This window comes from Thermostilla marina, assembly GCF_054657455.1.
Window position 1 is genome coordinate 4,610,858 of record NZ_BAAHYR010000001.1, and the last position, 19,202, is coordinate 4,630,059.

Genomic DNA, 19,202 nt, shown 5'->3' on the forward strand with positions numbered 1-19,202 from the left:
CATCCGCCCACGTGTAACGACCATGTTCCGCTCGGATGGGGGCGCACGATCCTGGGTTGGGCGACGTTGGCCTTTTTGATCGTAGGGTTCACTCCGAACCCCCTGAGCATTCCCGAGCCGCCGGAAGAACAGCCCAAAGAGTGGTACGTGCAAGTACCCGCCGCCGATGCAGACGTACCGGTTCTCGCACAAGCGGCACCGTCAATTCTTGAGCGATTGCAAGGGGGCGGGGATGCGACCGCCGAAGCGGACGAAGGCGTCGCCCGCACCATTGTTGCGAAGCTCGATGACCGGCGCACGACCGAACAGCCCGCCGAAATCGACGATCTCGCCCGCCTTCGCACCGGGAACGGGGATCAAACGGCAGGCGGTCGTCTTGTCGTTGATGACGCCGATGGCCATCTCGTCGGCAATGATCGCGGCAACGGTCTCCGCCGACGTATCGCCGGGGATGAGGACCATATCCAAGCCGACGGAACAGACCGACGTCATCGCTTCGAGCTTTTCGAGTGACAAGTGGTGCTGCGCCACGGCATCGGCAAGTGTCGAATCTTCACTTACGGGAATGAACGCGCCGCTGAGGCCTCCCACCGAACTCGAGGCGAACAGCCCGCCCTTTTTCACAGCATCGTTGAGCATGGCGACGGCGGCCGTCGATCCCGGTGCACCGATGTTCTGGATGCCGAGCGTCTTGAGGATTTCGCCCACGCTGTCCCCGATCTGCGGCGTGGGGGCCAACGACAAATCGACGATGCCGAAAGCCAAGCCCAGTTCCGCGGCGACTTCGCGGCCGATCAACTCACCCACGCGGGTCACACGAAAACTCGTAATCTTGATTTCCTCGGCCAAATCTCCCAGCGTCACCGGCTCGCCGCGTTCAAGACGTCGGCGCAATGCGCTGCACACGACTCCCGGACCCGAAACACCGATATTGACGGTTGCCTCGGGTTCCCCGGCCCCCATGTAGGCCCCGGCCATGAAGGGGTTGTCTTCGGGGATGTTTGCAAAAACGACCAGCTTGGCGCAACCGAACCCTTTTTGATCGGCGGTGGCCGCGGCGGTTTCGATGATGACTTCGCCCATGCGGCGGACGGCGTCCATATTGATGCCCGCGCGACGTGTCGCCACGTTCACCGAGGCGCACACCTTTTTCGTTTGCGCCAGAACTTGCGGCAGGCTGTCGATGACGACCTGATCGCCCTGTGAAATGCCTTTTTGCACCAAGGCGGTGAATCCGCCGACGAAATCGACACCGCACTTTGCAGCCGCCTCGTCGAGCGTTTGCGCAACTTGCAGCGCCGCCGCCTGGCCGTGTCCGGCCAAGATGGTCGAGGCGGGCGAGATCGCCAGCCGCTTGTTGATGACGGGAATCCCGTACTTCGCCCCCACCTGGTCGCACACTTCGACGAGCCGACTGGCCCGGCTGGTGATTTTCGAGTAAAGCTTGCGACACATGTGGTCGGCATTGGGCGCGGCACAATCCTCGATGTTCAAGGCCAACGTCACCGCTCGCACGTCGAGATGTTCGGCGTGCAGCATTTCGATCGTCGATAGAATCTGGTCGGTTCGCAACATGGCTGTTTCGCTGGTGGATAGGCTGATTCGTCAGGAAGCCCCGAAGACGTAATCCCCGAAAATGGGATCACCGCGGTTCGATATTGCTGTGGCTCAATCGTAATTCGTTCGTGGCGACGAACACGTTTTCATGTTGAAGTTTCACGGTGAAGCCGAGTTCCCGCCCCATTTCTTCCAAGTCGGCTTGAAGCAGTCGGATGTCCCATTGACGGGGCACCTCGACCTGACCGATGAGCACGAACTCGTCACCCGACCGATCGCCGTACAGGTCGAGGATATTGATGTCCTTGCCTGCCAGATACTGACTGAACCGCCGGACGATCCCCGACTGGTCTTTTCCGAACGCCGTGATGACGAAGCGATCGACCGGCTTTTTCCCGGCATCGGGCGACTCGGCGTCGGCTTTGCGGACGAGGACCTGGTACTCCGAGCTTCCTCCGGCTTTCCTGACCTGGTCGCCGAGCTCCTCCGGATCGACCGGTTGGGGCAGGCTGGCGATCATAATCAGCGTGAAATACCCGCCCAAAACCGTCTGGCTGCACGAGTCGATGTTCCCTCCCATCGACTCGATGGCTCTGCTGACCGCCGCCACGATCCCGGGCCGGTCATTCGACATGACATCGACGACGTAGACGTGTTCGTAACGTGTCATCATGGGCGTTTCGGCCCTCCCTACGGGAACGAGTCTTCGTTTCAGTATTCCAATTCGACGGCCCGGACTTTCGTGCCGGCCTCGGCCGTCAAATCGGGCGAGCGAAGCACGAGGTCGCCCGCACCGACTCCCTCGACGATCTCGACCAACTCATCGTTGCGAAGCCCCAACTCTACCGGACGCCGAACGAGTCGGCCGTTTTCGACCGCGAACACGTAGGCATCACCGGCCGCATTGCGGATGACGCTCGACCGCGGCAATACGATCGCATCCTGCTTTTCGTCGGTGACGATCCGCACCCGCACTCTGAACCCGACGCCTAGTTGATATTCGGCGCGCAATCGCCGGATTTCTTCCGGTTCCAGGGATACGATCACCTTGACGCGCTGTTCTTCGACCCCCAATGAACTGATCTTGGTAAACGCGGCCGGGTAGATACGCTCTACTTTACCGCGTGCGGCAGGTCGTCGGTAAGTGGACCCCAAGAAAATCTCGACCGGATCCCCGGGCTGGATGCGGGTCACCTCCAACGAGAGAATGTCTGCTTCGATTTCGAGTTCGTCCAGGTTTCCGATTTCCAACAGCGGTGTACCGGCGGCCAAGAATTGCTCGTCGTCGACGTACCGCTTCAAGACGACACCGTCGACCGGACTGGTCATCACGGCCCGCCGCTGGTTTTCGCGTGCAGCGAGCAATTGGACGGTCGCTTCGGCCCGCTGTTTCTCCAACTCGGCCTGGGTGAGCAGCTTGCGGTCGATATATTGGCGAATGAGCTGCGGCATCAAGTCGGTGGCCGCCTGCAAGGCAACCAACGAGGCATACACGAGCCGATCCTGCCGATAGCTGACCGCCGCCTGCACCTTTTGCAGGTATGCGCGGTCGAGGTCGTCCTGCGTTTGCACGTTCGACTGATAGAGCTTCTGAACGCGTCCGAAGTTCGCTTCGGCATAATTGAATTGGGCCTCACCGGCTTCGACGCGCGCCTTTGCCGCGTCGACGGTCGCCTGCATGGACTCGACGAATTTCTGGGCTTGCGCCAACGCCGTCGTCTCGACGGTCGTATCGGCGTTCCGTTTGATGGCGGCTTCCAATCGATCGACCGCGGCCTGCGCCTGCTGGACGGGTAACTGGATGTCGAGATCGACCAGCTTGGCGACGACCTGCCCCTTTTCGACGGGCGTTCCCTCGCGGAGGGCGATTCGCTCCACCCGCCCGCTGATCGGCATCGTGATCTCGTGCGTTTCGGGCAAACGGGTCATCCCGCGCTCTTCGACCACCTCGCGGATCGGACCGCGTCGCGTGCGGACGACTTCGACCTCCGCACCTCCCGTGCCGCCGAAGACCATCCACACGACGACCACGATTGCCGCCACTCCGGCAACGCCCCAAATCAACCGGCGCGACGTCGTTCGCTTGACCTTGATTTCCCCGATCATCGGTGTCTTGCTCCCGCGTGCGTTTTGCCCGAGCTTCCCCGTTTGTGTCTATTCTCTCGTTTTCACCGCTTCAAACCAGTCGAATCGATGAACCGATCGCTGGACGATCGCGTGGGCGGCGAGGGTGAATACAACGGCCCACAGGATCGTTTGCAAAGCCGTCCAGGCCGAAAACACCAACGGCATGCGAAACATTTCGGTTTGATACGAATGGACGGCGTAGATCGTCAACACGTAACCTAAAGGCAAGCCGATCACGGTTCCCGCCAAGGTGACGATCATGCTTTCCCGCAGCAACAACGAGCCGATTTCCCACGGCCCGTAGCCCAGTACCCGCAAAGTCGCCAATTCGCGTTGCCGCTCGGCCAGGCTGACCATCGACGAATTGAGGATATTGCCGAAGAACAACATTCCCCCGAACAGAATCTCGACCGACAAAAACGCCCAAAGGTTCTTGAGAACCGTGGAATACAGGTTGTCGATCATATCGGCCCGGGCCGATATGCCTTCGACTGCGGCCGTTTGCTTCAGTTGCCGATAGACGGCCTCGCGTGAGGCATCGTCGCCGCTGAGCCCGAGTTGGATGCGGCTGACGGCGTCTTCCTCGCCCAGCAAGCGGTTCAAATAGCGCAGATCGGCGTAGACGACGGTTCCCAGGTAGCCGTCGACCAAAGCCTCGATCCGTGCCGTCCGCGTCACCCGATCGCCCTTGACGGGCCGAAACGCAATTTCGTCTCCCGGCTTCACGTGCAAGATGCGGGCGAGCGTTCGACTCATCAGCAACCCCGACTCGGGCAGCGGCACGCGCCGTCCTTGTTTGTCGCGCGGAACGGTCAATTGGGCATCAGGCAGAATCCCGGTAATCGCCCCCTTCTTTTCGATCGGGCCGGAGTAAAACGTGCACGGCACGTCGAGGATCGGCTCGGCCGCACGAACACCGGGCAAACGCCGTGCTTCCAAGAGCACGTCCCAGCCGTGCTCGTCCCGCAGCGTGATATCCAGGTCGCTGCGATACGTCCAACGGAATTGAAAATCGACCAGGCGCTCCACCGAAAGCGCCATCGTGAAGATCATCATCAAGATGGAAGCCCCCAGCGTCGAGACGAAAACGCCGGCCGACGTGCGCAGGCGATTCCGCAACAACTGGCGAAGAACCATCCGCCATGAAGTCGACACACGACTCCACAACCGGGGAAAACGTTCCAGCCACACGCTTCCACCTTTGGCGGGAGGCTTCGGCCGCATCGCTTCGGCCGGTTGCAGCCGCAAGGCCATTCGACTGCCGCGGATTCCGCCGACCACCGCAAACAACAAAGCGACGCCCAACGCCTCAAAATGAATGTCGGGATAGAATCGCGTGATCAATTCGGGAAACTCGAACACCTCGCGGTACATGATCGTCATCAGGTCGGCCAATCGATAGCCCAGAGCACAACCGACGATGCCGCCCGCCAACCCGACCATCACCGAATACTTCAGAAAGTGCAGAAAGATCGCCGCGTCGGAATAACCGAGCGCCTTCAGGGTGCCGGTGACCGCCCGCTGATGATCGACCATCCGCCGCATGAGTACGTTCAATACGACGGCCACCACGACGAGAAAGATCCCCGGAATGACGAAGCCGAAGGTTCGCAGTCCTTCGATCTCTTGACTGACGTAGCGGTTCGACGGTTGTTCGTCCAACGGGGTCGTGCTGAACACGCCGTAATCGTCGAGCATGGCTTCGGCACGGCGGAGTATCTCCCGCACGCGAGGGTGGGCGTCGGGCGAAAGCCGTCCCAACACCTGGTTCGCCGCACCGGCATACTGATAGACGTCTTCGGCATACGAGCGTTTGACGTACAGCACCCCGAAATACTTGCGATCGGGCACAAAACTTCCCGGCCCGACCAGGTAGATGAACTCGCAACTCAGCGCCGTCCCCACTACGTACAATCGCTCGCGACGATCGTTCATGACCACGGTGATCCAATCACCGGGCCCCAAGTCGTGCTCGCGGGCGAAGGCGTCGTTCAAAATGACTTCGTTCCGCCGCCGGTCGGTAAAGTATCCGCCGGTAAGGATGTGAATATCGTTGATCGCCTGTCGTCGCCGATCGGGCAACGACAAAACCATCCCATTCACCGACCGCGACAAATGCGGCAGGTCGATCGTCGTATAGAACCGGATCCGCGAGCGTATCTCAGTAACGCCGGGAATCTCCAACAGGCGTCGAATCTCGGTCTCGGGCGCCTTCTTCAGAGAAATACTGAAGTCGGCCATACGACCTTCGACGTAATAGCGCCGCTTCGTCTCCGACAAGTTCCGGTGCGCCGAGCCCATAGCCACGTACAACGACACCCCCAAGGCCGTGATCCCGATGATCGAAGCCAAAAGGATTCCCGACGATCGCATGTCGCGAAGCAATTTGCGATCGAGCACGCTCACCACTGGATCTCCTCGGGCGGCACCTTGCGTTCGTTCTCGTGGAGTTCGATCACGCGGCCGCTGCGCAGCCGTGCCACGCGGTCGGCCATTTGCGCGATGGCCGTGTTGTGCGTGATGAGGACGATGGTTTTACCCAAGTTCGTTTGTACGTCGGCCAGCAACCGCAATACCCGCTTGCCCGTCTCGAAGTCGAGCGCACCGGTCGGCTCGTCACATAAAACCAGGTCGGGATTCTTGGCCAATGCGCGGGCAATCGCCACGCGCTGCTGCTCTCCTCCTGAAAGCTGCGAAGGAAAATGGTCCTTGCGGTCATCCAAGCCCACCAAACGCAGGGCTTCGACCGGGTCGAGCGGCTCGTCGACGATCTCGGTCGCCACCATCACGTTTTCCAACGCCGTCAGGTTCGCCACCAAGTTGTAGAACTGAAATACGAATCCGACCTTGTCGCGGCGGTACTGCGTCAGTTCGCGGGCGGAAAAGTGGGTGATCGATCGTCCCCGATAGCGGATATCACCGGAAGTCGGCGTGTCGATGCCCCCGATCAAATTCAACAGCGTCGACTTTCCCGATCCGCTGGGCCCCACGATCACCAAAAATTCGCCTTCGAAGACGTTCATCGTCACCTCGGCAAGCGCGGTGACGACGACCTCGCCCATTTGAAACGTACGGGCAACGTCGACCAATTCCAGAATCGTCGGCCGCGGCGCATCATCGTCCTGCGCAACGACCGGCTCGGACGCCTCTGCGCGGACAAGGGCCGAGGTATCGGACACCAACGCGTCGTTCTGATCTTGCGGCATCGGTTTCGTCGATTCCGTGTCTATATCTCTTCCGATATTACCCATTCACCCCAAAACACACCGGGCAATGGAGGAATGAGCCTTGCTTTCGTTGCCGGGTTCGCGCCGCGGACGGGGTTCCCATCCAGCGAGTGCGCGACCGCGAAGCATCGCGCGGCCCCGGCGATCTTTTCGTTGGGGGCTTTGCCGAAGGAAAACGCTGCTTTCGTTTTTTCCACGCTGCGGCGCGTAAAGCGCTATGATGGCACAAATGGGGGACGGATGCCACCACAATCGCGCTCGCGCCATCCGTCCGATGGATGCCGCTTTCGGCGTCACGACATGCCCGGCGCCGCTACCGCACTCCCGCGGACGGGGGCTTCTCGGTAGAATGGGCCTTTTCGGCCGACGGCGCAGCGATGTCTCCGCCGCCTGATCGTCGTTCTTACGGCCCTGAGAAAACTGAGGATGATTTCATGACCGCTCGTCGCATCCTGGTGACCAGTGCCCTACCGTACGCCAACGGTCCGATCCACATCGGCCACCTGGTGGAATACATCCAGACCGACATTTGGGTGCGTTTCCAAAAATTGATGGGCAATCGCTGCATCTACATCTGTGCCGACGACACCCACGGCACGGCGATCATGATCTCGGCGCGGCGCGAAGGCATCTCCGAAGAAGAATTGATCGACCGGATGCACAAGGCCCATCTGGCCGACTTCACCGGGTTCGACATTGTCTTCGACAACTACGGCAGTACGCACAGCGACGAGAGCCGCGAGATCTGTCATCGCGTGTGGGAGGCGCTCCGCAAGGCCGACATGGTCATCGAACGCGACGTGACGCAGCTCTACGACCCGGTCGAGGGAACGTTTCTGGCCGATCGCTTCGTCAAAGGTACGTGTCCGAATCCGAACTGCCGCGCGCCCGACCAGTACGGCGACAGTTGCGATCGTTGCGGCCATACGCACAGCCCCACCGAGCTGATCGACCCGGTCAGCACGCTGTCGGGTGCCAAGCCCGAGTTGCGCACGGCCAAGCACCTGTTCGTGAACATCGAAAAACTGCACGATTTCTTGACTGAATGGACGCAAACGGGCGATCATCTTCAGCCCGAAATCGCCAATTACTTGAAAGGCCACTTCCTCGGCGAACCGCTGCGCGACTGGGACGTCTCGCGGCCGGAGCCCTATTTCGGCTTCCCGATTCCCGACAGTCCCGGCAATTATTGGTACGTGTGGTTCGATGCACCGATCGGATACATCGGTTCGACGTTGCAATGGTGCCGCCGACACGGTGAGAACCTGGCCGACTGGTGGGAAAGCGACGACACCGAAATCCATCACTTCATCGGAAAAGACATCACTTACTTCCATACGCTCTTCTGGCCTGCGATGCTCAAGACGGCCGGCTTCTCGCTGCCCCGCAAGATCCACATTCACGGCTTCTTGACGGTCAACGGCGAGAAGATGTCGAAGTCGAAAGGTACGTTCGTGCGGGCGGCGGTGTATCTGAAACACCTCGATCCCTCGTATTTGCGTTACTATTACGCGTCGAAGCTCACGCCGCGAGTGGAAGACATCGACCTGAACCTTGAGGAGTTTCGCACGCGGGTGAATGCCGACCTGGTCGGCAACGTCGTCAATCTTGCCAGTCGGGCCGCGCGTCTGCTGAGCGGCGGAAAACTGGCCGACACCTATCCCGACGACGGCGGCTTGTTCCGGCAGGCGGCCGAAGACGGCAAAGCCATCGCCGAGGCCTACGAAATCGGTGACTACAACAAGGCCATGCGGCTGATCATGGCCGCGGGAGACCGTGCCAACCGGTACGTCGAACAAATGGCCCCGTGGCAGCTCAAGAAGGATCCGGCCAAGGCCGACGAACTGCGCAACGTTTGTACGGTGGCGTTGAATCTGTTCCGGCAACTGGCCGTCTACTTGGCGCCCGTCTTGCCGCAATTGGCCGAGAAGACCGGAAAACTACTCAACGATCCGATCACGTCGTGGAGCCAATCGCAAACACCGCTGACGGGCACGCCGCTCGCCCCCTTCGAACATATGATGCAACGCGTGAAAAAGGAGGACGTCGAAGCCATGATCGAAGAAAGCCGCGAAGAAGACGCCCAGCGTCAAGCCCAAGCCGCCGGTGCCGATCCGTGGAACGATCCGGCAGAACCGCTCGAACAAGAGCCGTTGGTTCCCGAGACGATCTCGATCGACGACTTCGTCAAGGTGGACCTGCGGGTAGCGCGCATCGTGGCGGCCGAGGACGTCCCCGAAGCGAACAAGCTGCTGAAATTGACACTCAGTCTCGGCGGCGACGTGCGCAAAACCGTCTTCGCCGGGATCAAAAAGGTCTACAAACCGGAAGACCTCGTGGGACGGCTGGTCATTTGTGTTGCGAACCTTGCCCCGCGCAAGATGAAATTCGGTACCAGCGAGGGGATGATCCTCGCGGCAGGCGCCGGCGGAAAAGACATCTTTCTCTTGTCGCCCGACGAAGGCGCTCTGCCCGGCCACCGCGTCCACTGAGCCGCGCGGCACCGCGTCCGGCCTCACAGGTTTCCGCGTCGATACAGAACCGGTCGTTCCAACGGCGGCAGCCGGACGGTCGTGCCGTCGCTGAGTGTTTCTTCGACCATGAACCATTGCTCGGGATCGACGCCGTCGCCGGCAAAAAAGGTGTCCGGTTCGCCCCGCGGAAACCGCACGGAATCGGCCAGGTTCGCCAGCACGTAATCGTGCGAGCGGCGGACGACGAACAAGGCATGTCCCGGCTCGGCGGCCGCATTGCCCCCGTAGCCGAACACACCGACCTTGCGACTGTCGGTGATCATCACGATCGGCCGGTAGTATTCGCCTTTTACACCGTAGAGAAAGACATTCTGCGCGTTGCGGATTTCGAAGTTCGCCTCGCTGCGGGCATGCTCGGGATTGCACTGATAGAAATGCAGCGGCTCCGTGGTGCCCTCGACCAGTAAATGCCGGTAATTCGGCCCGTGTCCGCGAGAGCTCTCTTGGTGGAAGTCGTACCACTTGCCGCCGCCGTGTCCGGTAACGAGCACCAACGGATGATCGAACAGACTTGTCCGATCTTCAGGGTACGCCAACCCCTGCGCCGGGGCCCGCAGATCGAACCGGATGTTCACCTCGCGGAAGATCGAGTTCCTTCCCGCCCGCCAGCGCAGGCAGTAGGCGGCTCGTGAATCTTCGAGCGTGCCGATCCCCAGGAACGCCAGCGTCGTTCGCGCCGAGGCGTCATCGGGCGTATCGACGACCGGTTGCGGATTCGCCGGATCCATGAAATCGCCGCCTTCGACGGCTTTGGGAACCAGCCAACTGAAACACCGATGGGCACCGAGCAAGACGGTGTCTTTCCGCAGGTGGAGCGTACGGCCCAGAGCGTATGTCCCCTTCGGCAGGAACACGACCTGCGCTTCGTCGACGGCCTTTTGGATCGCCGCCCAATCATCGGTGGTACCGTCGCCGGCCGCATTGTACGGCGGCATCCGTACATCGACCACGTCTTCCTGCTGCCAATGCGGAAACTCGTCGGACCACAGGTGTCGCGATTGCAGGTCGCCGGGAGGCACAACGTCCATCGCGATCTCGGCAACGAACGGCCGGTCGACCCGTTTTCCGTCGATGTACACAACCGAAGGATACTCGTATCGCTTGCCGTTCCACGATCGAGCGACCGTATCTTGCGGCATCCCTCCCGCATACTCGCGAATGCAACACCAGTGTTCCGCTGCCTTGCGCTCGCCGGGGGGCGTGAGAGGAGGTTTTCCCGGTTGTTTTACGAGGTTTTCCGCGCCGCGCACGTACACATTGCGCAGGTACACCCCGGCCTCGGCGTGAACGGCCGTGGGTGCGATCGTGCCGCGGTACTCGATACTCGAATCGATCATGCATAGTTGGCCGTTGTGCGCCCCCCAGGGACGAAACGTTGCTACGGCGGGGCCCGGCGTGCGTTTGACGATCTTCGTTCCGACCAACACCGCCGACTGCCGACTGCTCACGACAACGGCGGCCTCTTCCTGGTCGATCAGAGTGAAGCCGGTGACGGTCGGGGCGGGTTGCGTTTCCCGCAGGTCCAGCCCGATGCGCCCCCCGATGATCGTAACGTTCGCATGACTTCCTCCCGATCCGGCCCCGCCTTCCAGCCCGCAGAAAGCACCGCGGGCATCGATCGTGCAATCTTGCACGCCCGACCCTTGGGCCGCGCGATGCCGAATCCCCACCGCGCCGGGATTTCCCGGTTCGATGACGATGTCGATCCCGATCAGCATCTGGTTCATCGAAATATTGGGCTGCCGTTGATCGACGGGGGCTTCGCGTCCTGCGCCGGGGGCCCAAAAATGAATCACGTACTTGCGATGCGTCGGATCGTCAAACCCGGGGCTCCGGCCGGCCAATACGATCTGCGGTCGCGGCCCCGACCGCGAACCGACCAGCACGCACGGAAAGTTGCGATCGCCGTAACGCGAGCGGCCGTCGGGTTTCAGCTTGCGATACTGCTCGCAAACGATGGTATCGCTCACGCGGTAACGCCCCGGGGGGAAGAAACACACAAGCCTGTTTTCGCGGGCGAAGTCGACCGCCTGTTGAATCGCCTGCGTCGAATCGCGTTGCCCCGTCGCATCGGCGGAAAACGGCGGTGCCGTCACGTCCAGGAATCCCTTTTCCGCCCACGGCTTGTTCCCCAACTCGTCGAGTGAATGCGCGGACGGCGGTCGCAGCGCGGGCACCGGCAAGTCGCCGGGATTGCCGAAGCTCAACGGCGACAAGCCCGGCGGCACCTCGACGGCGAATATCGCCCCGCCGACAAGCCCCGCCGCAAAGATCGCCAATCCGCCGATCGTCTCAACGATTCCGATTCTCAAACGCGCGTATCGCTCGATCATGATTGCCTCGTTATCGAATGGCACATCGGCCGCACGACGTGCTCAGTGCGTCTCGGCGGCCGCCGAGGTGGACCGTCGCGCCCTCATCGCCTCGTACAGGTTGCGCGGAACGATTTGATCCGCGGGACACGATTCCAGCCAACGGCCGAACAGGTCGGTAGGTTTCGGATTTTCGGGAACGGCGCGTTCGGCATCGGCCACCTCGATCCCCACGATGTTGATAGCGTCGATTCCCAGATTCGTCGGCCAACGGACGGGCTTCGCCGTGCGGATCCCCCAAAACGTTTCACCTCCGGCGGTGTGATTGCCGCGCATGCCCCCGCCGCTCGACGCGAACAGTCGATTCCCCTTGCCGGCGTCGATGTCGGTGTACAGGTTTTCGTACGGTGCCCAGCGATGATGATCCATCGAAAGATCGACCGCCTTTCCGTGAGCGTAGACGCAGCCGATCGCACTTTGCACGGTCAAGTCGTGAATGAACGGGGCTTCGACGGCGAAGTCGGTACACAGCAAGTCGTGACCGTACAGCGAAATACCGTGATGTCCCACGACACCCTGCGACGAGTACCGCTCGGGATCGGCCTGCAAGATGATTTTTTCGAGCGTACAGAACGCGCCTTTCACGTACGGGCCGCTGTCGGCGTTGCGGATGAGCAGGTCGCGCAGCACGCAGTGTGCCGCGTTGCGACCGATCTCCACGGGGTTGTAGCCCTTCTCTTTGAAATGGCCCTTGTACGGCTCGGGTGGAAACTCGAATCGAAAGCCTTCGACGGCGACGTCGGTCACCGCCGGAACGAAGCGTGTAATCGTGGGTCGCCATTCCGAGCGAACATCGAATCGCAACGGGCGATCCAAGACGATCCGTTCGCCCTCGACCTTTCGCACGCGAAAGATCTGCTTGACTCGCCAATCGTTGAGTCCCGAGATATTTCCCGGCTGTCCGCGATACAGGTATTCGAGCAACGACTTCTCCGCGTCGTCGAACAACGTCAACTCGATTTCATCGCCTGCGACGAAGGAAGACCGTTGCAAGACGAGTTCGGTATCGCCGCGTTTTGCCTCCTCGGCAACGCGGACGGTCACGTCCGACGTGCGCACAGGGGCGTCGATCTCGATCAATCCCAACGCCCAAGACCAACCGGTGGTGGGTGAGTTGCCGTCCGTTTTCGACGGGCGCGGTTCGATCGCGTCACCCGGCCGCAGCCAGACAAGCGTCGTCCTATCGGAACCCGCCCCGCGCAACACCGTATTCGAATGCGTAATCCGCAGAATGTCGTTCAGCACGAAGCGACCCGGCGGCACGAGAACCACCTTGTTCTCACCGGCGGCGATCGCCTTTTGAAAGGCGGCGGTGTCGTCTTTTCCGTCGTTCGGTACGGCACCGAAATCGACGACCGAAATCGACTCGGCAGGCTCGCGGAAAGGTTCTTCTCCCCGGCGATATCCCGCCATCGAGAAGTCGGGCAGGCGACTTTGCGGCGTCCACAACTCACCGTGTTCGCCCCACAAGGCGGAATGGATCGCTCCGTCGGCGAATGCCGGCTTGCGTCCCGCGCCCACAGCGAGCATTCCGATCACCGTAGCGATCAAGACGAAACGGACAGAGAAAACGGTCTGCGAAACGATGGAATTCGGCGCACAAGGGGGGCGATGCATGGGCGGGTTCTCCGATATGCAGGGAGGAAAAACCGACCGGGCCGGTCGATCATTCGGGGAGCTTTTCAAACACCGAAAGGTTATACAAGGTGTAGCCGCCCCAACTGGTTCCCGGCTCGCGGCACACCAGCCGCACGTAGCGGGCGGTCTGCGGCTCGAAACGGAAAATATCGCTATCGCCTTCGTATCCGCGTTTGTCGGCGACTTCGGCGACGGGCGTCCACGTATTACCGTCGGTCGATAGTTCGACGCGATACGCTTTCGCATACGCCTTCCACCAGGTGGCGACGACGGCCCCCACCTGCTGCGGTTGTTGCAGATCGACGGCGATCCACTGTTCGCCTTCTTTGGCCCCGGACCACGGCGTGTACATGTTGCCGTCGACTGCGGCGGCGGCCGTTTCCGGGCGCGAAGATGCCTCGGCCGGTTTCCCGCGCGCAAGGTCTTGTAGCCCCACGATCACCCGCACGACATTCGATTGACCGACCATGCCCGCACTATCGCGGGCCATTACCATCAGGTCGTACAGTCCCGGTTCGAGCTGGGCCGACATTCCGATCCATTCGCGGCTGGTCGCCCGTTCCGAAAGCAAACGTGATTGGGGAACGAGATCGAGGATGTCTTGTTCCGACCGCATCGCCCAATCCTTCCAGGTTCCGGGTAAGGCGTACAACGAAGCCGAGATCAAGTTGCCGTCGCGATCCTTCAAGTTGACGGCCAAGGTGAACTCGGTGGGAACTTGGGCGCCGTCGGCAGGCGAGGCAATTCGGGCCGTCGGTGAAATGTTGTGCGGCACGAACTGCGGCATCTCGTCGAGCGTGATGATCTGCTCGTGCGAATACGTCTTCGCGATCCATTCCGGCGGATTCTGACCGCCCACGAACCAGGGCAGCGCGTACAACCAGCCCGGTCCTTTTTCGGCGAGCAGGTCGGGATTGGGAATCGCCGCACATTCACACAAGGCGATCATTTTGCCCGGCGCGACCTTCTCCATGATTTCGAATGCCTTGCGGTAGGTGTCTTCAGTCGGTTTTCCCCATCCATAGTAGTCGTTGGGGTAGATGTCGATTCCGATGAAGTCGACGTATTCGTCGCCGGGATAGTAACGTTTGCGGAAGGCGATTTCGTCTTCGAGACTCGCATCCTTGGGCAAGCCGCCGGGCCGCAAGGCCGAACTATACACCCAAATCAAGTTGTGCAGCTTGCGTTCCTTGACCAGATAGTCGTACATCATCCGCCACAAGGCGGCGGTATTCTCGGGCGTTTCCTTGTCGGTCCACCAGAACCATCCGCCTTCGATCTCGTGGAAGGGACGCCACAAGATGGGCACCTGGGCCTCGTGCAAACGTTGGAGGTAATCGGCCGTGCGCCGCAGATCTTCCATTGCGGCCTCGTGCTCGGGCGTGCCCGGCGTGATCGTGGCTTTGATATCGACGGGGCCGGTCCCTTTGTTGCCGCTTACCCAGGCCGATCCGTTGGGATCCCCCGGCTTTCCCCAGTGAAACTGCATTTGCGGGATACCGCCGTGGATGTGCCACCAGTCATGGATGTCTTGGAAGTTGCGTTCCATGACGCTGGTGTAGCTGTCGCCCCATTTCGGCTTGTTCCAGCCGAACGCATCTTCGCCGTAGACGGCGGGCAAGCGACCGCAGATCTCTTGCACCGGCCGTCTTCCGCCGTAGCTGGCGATTCCGGCGAGCGTCTTTTGCCCGTAGATTTCGTGAAGATACTCAAGCACCTTCCTTCCTTCGGGAATCAATTCGGGATCGACCGGCTCGACCGCCGAGACGATTCCGCTCGCACTCGCCAAGAGCACCATCCACACGACCGGTGCATATCTTCCGCAACGCATGCCCAACCCTCTCTCTGCTCGGATCGTTTCGACAGTACCAGCTTGCGCGCAGCCGCACCGCCGGCGCGACCGCATCCATTACGCTAGTTCGCCGTCGAAACGAGTGCAATCGGCGCAAGGATTTTGCGAACGACGGAATCAACAGCGATCGGCGGCGCAACGACGGCCGCTCAGTAGTGGACGATCGCCCTCAGCATGACGGTGTCGTCCAGCTCGCGTTCGATGTCGTCCGCGCGATAGTGCAAGCGGCGAGAGAAGACGTACCCCAGTTCGAGCTTGTAATCGATACCGGGGATGTTCCGGCGTTCCAAGCCGACGATGAGCATGACGTCGCGGTAGGTGAGTTCGTCGGCGAATCCGCCCACACGTTCGACCGCCCACACGTGCGGATTGTAATCTCCGGCCACGTAAAACCAATCTTGCTTGTCGTCCGACAGCGCCCCGTGCCAGAGAATCCGCCGGGCGATCTTCGGCTTGGGAAACAGCAGGTTGAACTCCCACAGGTCGTTCGGTTTCCAGATGATTCCGCCGACCGGCAAGACGTCGATGTCGTACCGATCCAGGTAGGCGACACCGCCGACCAGTTTCACACCGGGCCTCCAATCCCAAATACCCAAGCCGCGGCCGGTGATGCGGAAAGCCTCGTCGCTGGATTGCTCGAAATCGCTGAAAGCCCCGATCTGCAAGGCCGTCTCGATACGAAAATTCGGCCCCAATCGCGGCAACCAACGAAACTCGGTGTAGGCATCGTACAGTCGCGGAGGCACGTCGATCGACTTGGGACCGGTCAGGTAGTACACCGTGAAATCGGGGGTGATCAAAAGCGGCCAATCACGCGACGGCGCCGGAACGGCGAAGGTCGCCGAGCCGTCCAGCGCCGTGACGCCCAGTCCGTCTCGCTTGCCCGAAGCCAACCAAACGGCTTTGAAATCGATCCCCTGGAAGAAGCCCGTGCGGGCATCGGCGGGACGGTCGTCGGCTGCCAACGGCCTTCCCCGCTCGAACAAAGGCGACCCGGCTTCGGGATATCGGCGCGAGACGATCGAACCGGCCTCGGGTGTTCCTTCGATCAACCAGTCGTTTTGGGCAGGCGGAATCGTCCCGATCGTGCCGCCGGGCGTCAGCGGAGTCGACTCCGAGAAAAACGACACGGCCGGTGAATCACCGTCGGCACTTCCGTACGTCATCGGGCGAGAAGGCGGCAACGCCTGCGGCAAACTCCAGCCCTGCGCGAAGACGCCGGACATTGCCGACAATACCAAGAATGCACTGCAAACCGTCGCGACTGCCCGCCCCCTTCGCCGTGTGGACGTGCGTTCGTTTCGTTCCTTGACCCGGTCCATACGAGATTCCGTCACTGTTGGGTTCGATCTTTTTGTGCACCGGCGCGTTCGGCGGGGCGATCGTCAAAACGCCAAGGTGGCGCCCACCAATAACTGCGTGTTGGGTTTCACGTTGTCGGTCAATCCGCGTTCATAGACCAGTTCGCGGGCAGTGGCCACGCCGATCTCCATACTCCCTTGCAGGCCCCGCCATCCCTCGAATTCGAAACCGGTGGCGATGCGGATATCGTTGTAATCGACGCGCTCATGTTCTCCGGCAAGAATGCCCGTCGTCCGCTCGATGTACCACGATCCGCCGCCGTAATCGCCCCGGACATACCACCACCAATGCGTGTTTCCGCGATCGGCCAGGCGGATCGTCAACCGCGGATTCGGAAACAAAAGGTCGAGCTGAATTTTCGGGTCGATCGCCGAGCTGACCCACGTGGCACCACCCGCCGGCAGCAACGACACGCGCACGCGATCCAAGTAGATGATGCCGCCTTTGACCCGCCAATTCGGCGAGAGAGCCAACGTCAAATACCCGTGACCGGTGTAGCGAAAGCTGTCGGCGGTGAGCTTCTTGAAGTCGGAATGCACGCCCACGGCGAAGGCCAGTTCACCGCCCACGATCTGATTCAACTGCGGATTCCATGCGGCTTGAATGTAACCGTCGAAGGTCGTCGGCGGCATGTCGGGCGAATCGTCGGCGGCCGTCGAGATCGGCCCCGACCAAAGCTGCAATCCGAACCCCGGCGTCACCAGCAGCGGTGTTTCGGGATTGTACAAAAACGGGAACGCAAACGTGCCGTAGAACTGGAAATCGTTGATTCCCAGCTCGTCACCGCCGTTCCCGGCGATGAAGGTGTAGTCGACACCTACCGCCTGACGGAACTTGACGATTTTCGAGGCCCAACTGTCGTCGCCGGGCGTAGGAAACACGGGATTCTGTGGAAACAACGTCGACTGCTCGCCCGGCGTCGCGTACGGATCCCACGAGTTCGGCGGCGGCCCCATCCCCTGGTATACGGCCCCCGGCGCCGGAGGCGTCGTCGGCCCGGCCGGTCCGTAGTAGGGCGTCGATCCCGGCGGATAATTCATCGCAGGAACACCCGGTGAAGGCGAACTCGGTGCAATCGCCGGATTCGGCGGCAACCAGGGGCTCGGTGTCGTCGAAGCCGAAGGAGTCGCAGCTGCGGGCGCGCCCGGCACCGCCGGGGCGCTCACCCCGGTTCCCACGCCCGCCGAAGGTGCCCCCGGCGAGCTCGGCGTACTCGGCAACGTGCCCGCGGGCGCCCACGGTGACGTCGTCGATGCGGCCGCGCCGCCGGTCGTGCCCGGTTGCTGGTAGACGCTTTGCGCCGTCTGCGAGGCGGTCAGCGGCTTTGCCTGCACGCCGCCGGGAAACCGCACACGCTGCCCCGATGCCTCGCTGGTCGCGAAGATCCAGCCGGCCAACGCCAGGCCGAGCCACACCCCTCGCCCGTATCGGTCGATCATGGTACGATCCGTTCACACGATGATTTTCGGTTCGAAACCGCCTTGTTTCGGCCCGCAACGCGGCACCCCGCGTCCTTGAAGGCTGCAAAGATAGACCGCCTGTCGGCCGAAATGCCGGGAACCGATACCAGTCCGACACGGTCTCGTCAAGACAAACCCGCCAGCTTGCACAACAGGGGCAATATTCGCAACCTGGAAAAGCAAGTCAAAGAAAGACTCTCCCGACTTTGTCCGCACGTGATTGAAGATGTCCGACCGCCTCGACCTCGACCGACTCGCCGAATCATGCCCCGGTGTGCATGTCGAGTTTCACCACGAAATCGGCTCGACAAACGACCGGGCGAAAGAACCCGACGTTCGTCTGTCGGACGATCGCCCGTGGTTGATCACGGCCGAACGCCAGACCGCGGGTCGAGGACGCGGCTCGAACCGCTGGTGGACCGGTGAGGGAAGTCTTGCGTTCACGATCGTGCTGCCGTCTCCCCGGCAATGGCCTACGCAGCAATTCGGGCTGTTTGCCCTGGCAACCGGTGCGGCCGTTTGCGAAGTCGTCACGGGTGTGTTGCAAGCCGAGAACGCTTTGCATTCGGTCGACGTCGGCATGCGGTGGCCGAACGACATCTACCTGGTCGAACGCAAGGTGAGCGGGATACTCGTCGAGGTTGCCGACGGCAAATTGATCGTCGGCATCGGCGTGAACGTCAACAACTCGGTGAACGAGGCGCCTGCCGAACTACAATCCCGCGTCGTCTCGCTCCGCGACGTCGTCGGCCGCCCCCTCGATCGCACCGAGCTATTGGCGAGACTGACGCAGAACGTCGTCTCGCATCTTTCCTTTGAGCGCCTGCACGCGACGGACATCGCCCGCCGAGCCAACCGCTGGTGCTGCGACAAAGGACGCGTTCTGACCGCCTCGACGGCGAATCGCGTCGTGCGCGGCGTGTGTCGCGGGATTTCCTCCGACGGCGGTTTGCTGCTGGAGGTGGACGGCCACCTGGAAGAGATCATCTCGGGCACGGTTCTCGACGCTTCCTGAGCGATACGAAGCGAACCGGCCGGCGTATGCCGACCGGTTCCCGCAGATGTTCCGTCGC

The 19,202-nt window shown here is 61.4% G+C and carries 12 protein-coding genes; 2 read left to right on the forward strand and 10 right to left on the reverse strand.

Annotation, left to right across the window (positions count from 1 at the left end; translation table 11 throughout):
* Window positions 1-201: 201 nt before the first annotated feature.
* From ACYQ2I_RS16690 to ACYQ2I_RS16710, 5 genes are all read right to left on the reverse strand, one after another.
* Complete coding sequence (locus ACYQ2I_RS16690) at window positions 202-1,575, reverse strand: PFL family protein (protein WP_460168168.1); 1,374 nt, start codon at window positions 1,573-1,575, stop codon at window positions 202-204.
* Between the two features lie 67 nt (window positions 1,576-1,642).
* A complete protein-coding gene (locus tag ACYQ2I_RS16695; protein ID WP_460168169.1) occupies window positions 1,643-2,230 on the reverse strand; it encodes a glycine cleavage system transcriptional repressor in 588 nt (195 codons plus the stop codon).
* Window positions 2,231-2,268: 38 nt separating this feature from the next.
* Entirely contained in the window at window positions 2,269-3,663 is a 1,395-nt protein-coding gene (locus ACYQ2I_RS16700) for an efflux RND transporter periplasmic adaptor subunit (protein WP_460168170.1), read from the reverse strand.
* A gap of 48 nt (window positions 3,664-3,711) precedes the next feature.
* On the reverse strand, window positions 3,712-6,090 hold the full coding sequence (locus ACYQ2I_RS16705) for an ABC transporter permease (RefSeq protein WP_460168171.1): 2,379 nt from the start codon (window positions 6,088-6,090) through the stop codon (window positions 3,712-3,714).
* Window positions 6,087-6,890 carry an ABC transporter ATP-binding protein gene (locus ACYQ2I_RS16710; RefSeq protein WP_460168172.1) on the reverse strand — a complete coding sequence of 268 codons (804 nt, stop codon included), beginning with the start codon at window positions 6,888-6,890 and terminating at the stop codon, window positions 6,087-6,089. The genes ACYQ2I_RS16705 and ACYQ2I_RS16710 overlap by 4 nt, the downstream gene beginning before the upstream one ends.
* A 455-nt stretch (window positions 6,891-7,345) precedes the next feature.
* Between ACYQ2I_RS16710 and metG the strand changes: the two genes are divergently transcribed.
* Window positions 7,346-9,403, forward strand: a complete 2,058-nt coding sequence (metG, locus tag ACYQ2I_RS16715) for a methionine--tRNA ligase (protein ID WP_460168173.1) — start codon at window positions 7,346-7,348, stop codon at window positions 9,401-9,403.
* Window positions 9,404-9,426: 23 nt separating this feature from the next.
* Here the strand turns inward: metG and ACYQ2I_RS16720 are convergent, their stop codons facing one another.
* The 5 genes from ACYQ2I_RS16720 to ACYQ2I_RS16740 all read right to left on the reverse strand — a co-directional run bounded on the left by ACYQ2I_RS16720 (window position 9,427) and on the right by ACYQ2I_RS16740 (window position 18,108).
* A complete protein-coding gene (locus tag ACYQ2I_RS16720) occupies window positions 9,427-11,778 on the reverse strand; it encodes a glycosyl hydrolase family 28-related protein (RefSeq protein ID WP_460168174.1) in 2,352 nt (783 codons plus the stop codon).
* 42 nt (window positions 11,779-11,820) lie between these two features.
* Entirely contained in the window at window positions 11,821-13,434 is a 1,614-nt protein-coding gene (locus ACYQ2I_RS16725; protein ID WP_460168175.1) for a glycosyl hydrolase family 28-related protein, read from the reverse strand.
* Window positions 13,435-13,483: 49 nt separating this feature from the next.
* Window positions 13,484-15,286: a glycosyl hydrolase gene (locus ACYQ2I_RS16730; protein WP_460168176.1), complete on the reverse strand. Its 1,803-nt coding sequence runs from the start codon at window positions 15,284-15,286 to the stop codon at window positions 13,484-13,486.
* 170 nt (window positions 15,287-15,456) lie between these two features.
* The gene (locus ACYQ2I_RS16735) at window positions 15,457-16,533 is read right to left on the reverse strand and encodes a hypothetical protein (protein WP_460168177.1); all 1,077 of its coding nucleotides are present in this window, start codon (window positions 16,531-16,533) and stop codon (window positions 15,457-15,459) included.
* A gap of 159 nt (window positions 16,534-16,692) precedes the next feature.
* On the reverse strand, window positions 16,693-18,108 hold the full coding sequence (locus ACYQ2I_RS16740) for a hypothetical protein (protein ID WP_460168178.1): 1,416 nt from the start codon (window positions 18,106-18,108) through the stop codon (window positions 16,693-16,695).
* 247 nt (window positions 18,109-18,355) lie between these two features.
* On the opposite strand from ACYQ2I_RS16740, the gene ACYQ2I_RS16745 reads away from it, so the two are divergent.
* Window positions 18,356-19,144, forward strand: a complete 789-nt coding sequence (locus tag ACYQ2I_RS16745) for a biotin--[acetyl-CoA-carboxylase] ligase (protein WP_460168179.1) — start codon at window positions 18,356-18,358, stop codon at window positions 19,142-19,144.
* Window positions 19,145-19,202 lie beyond the last annotated feature (58 nt).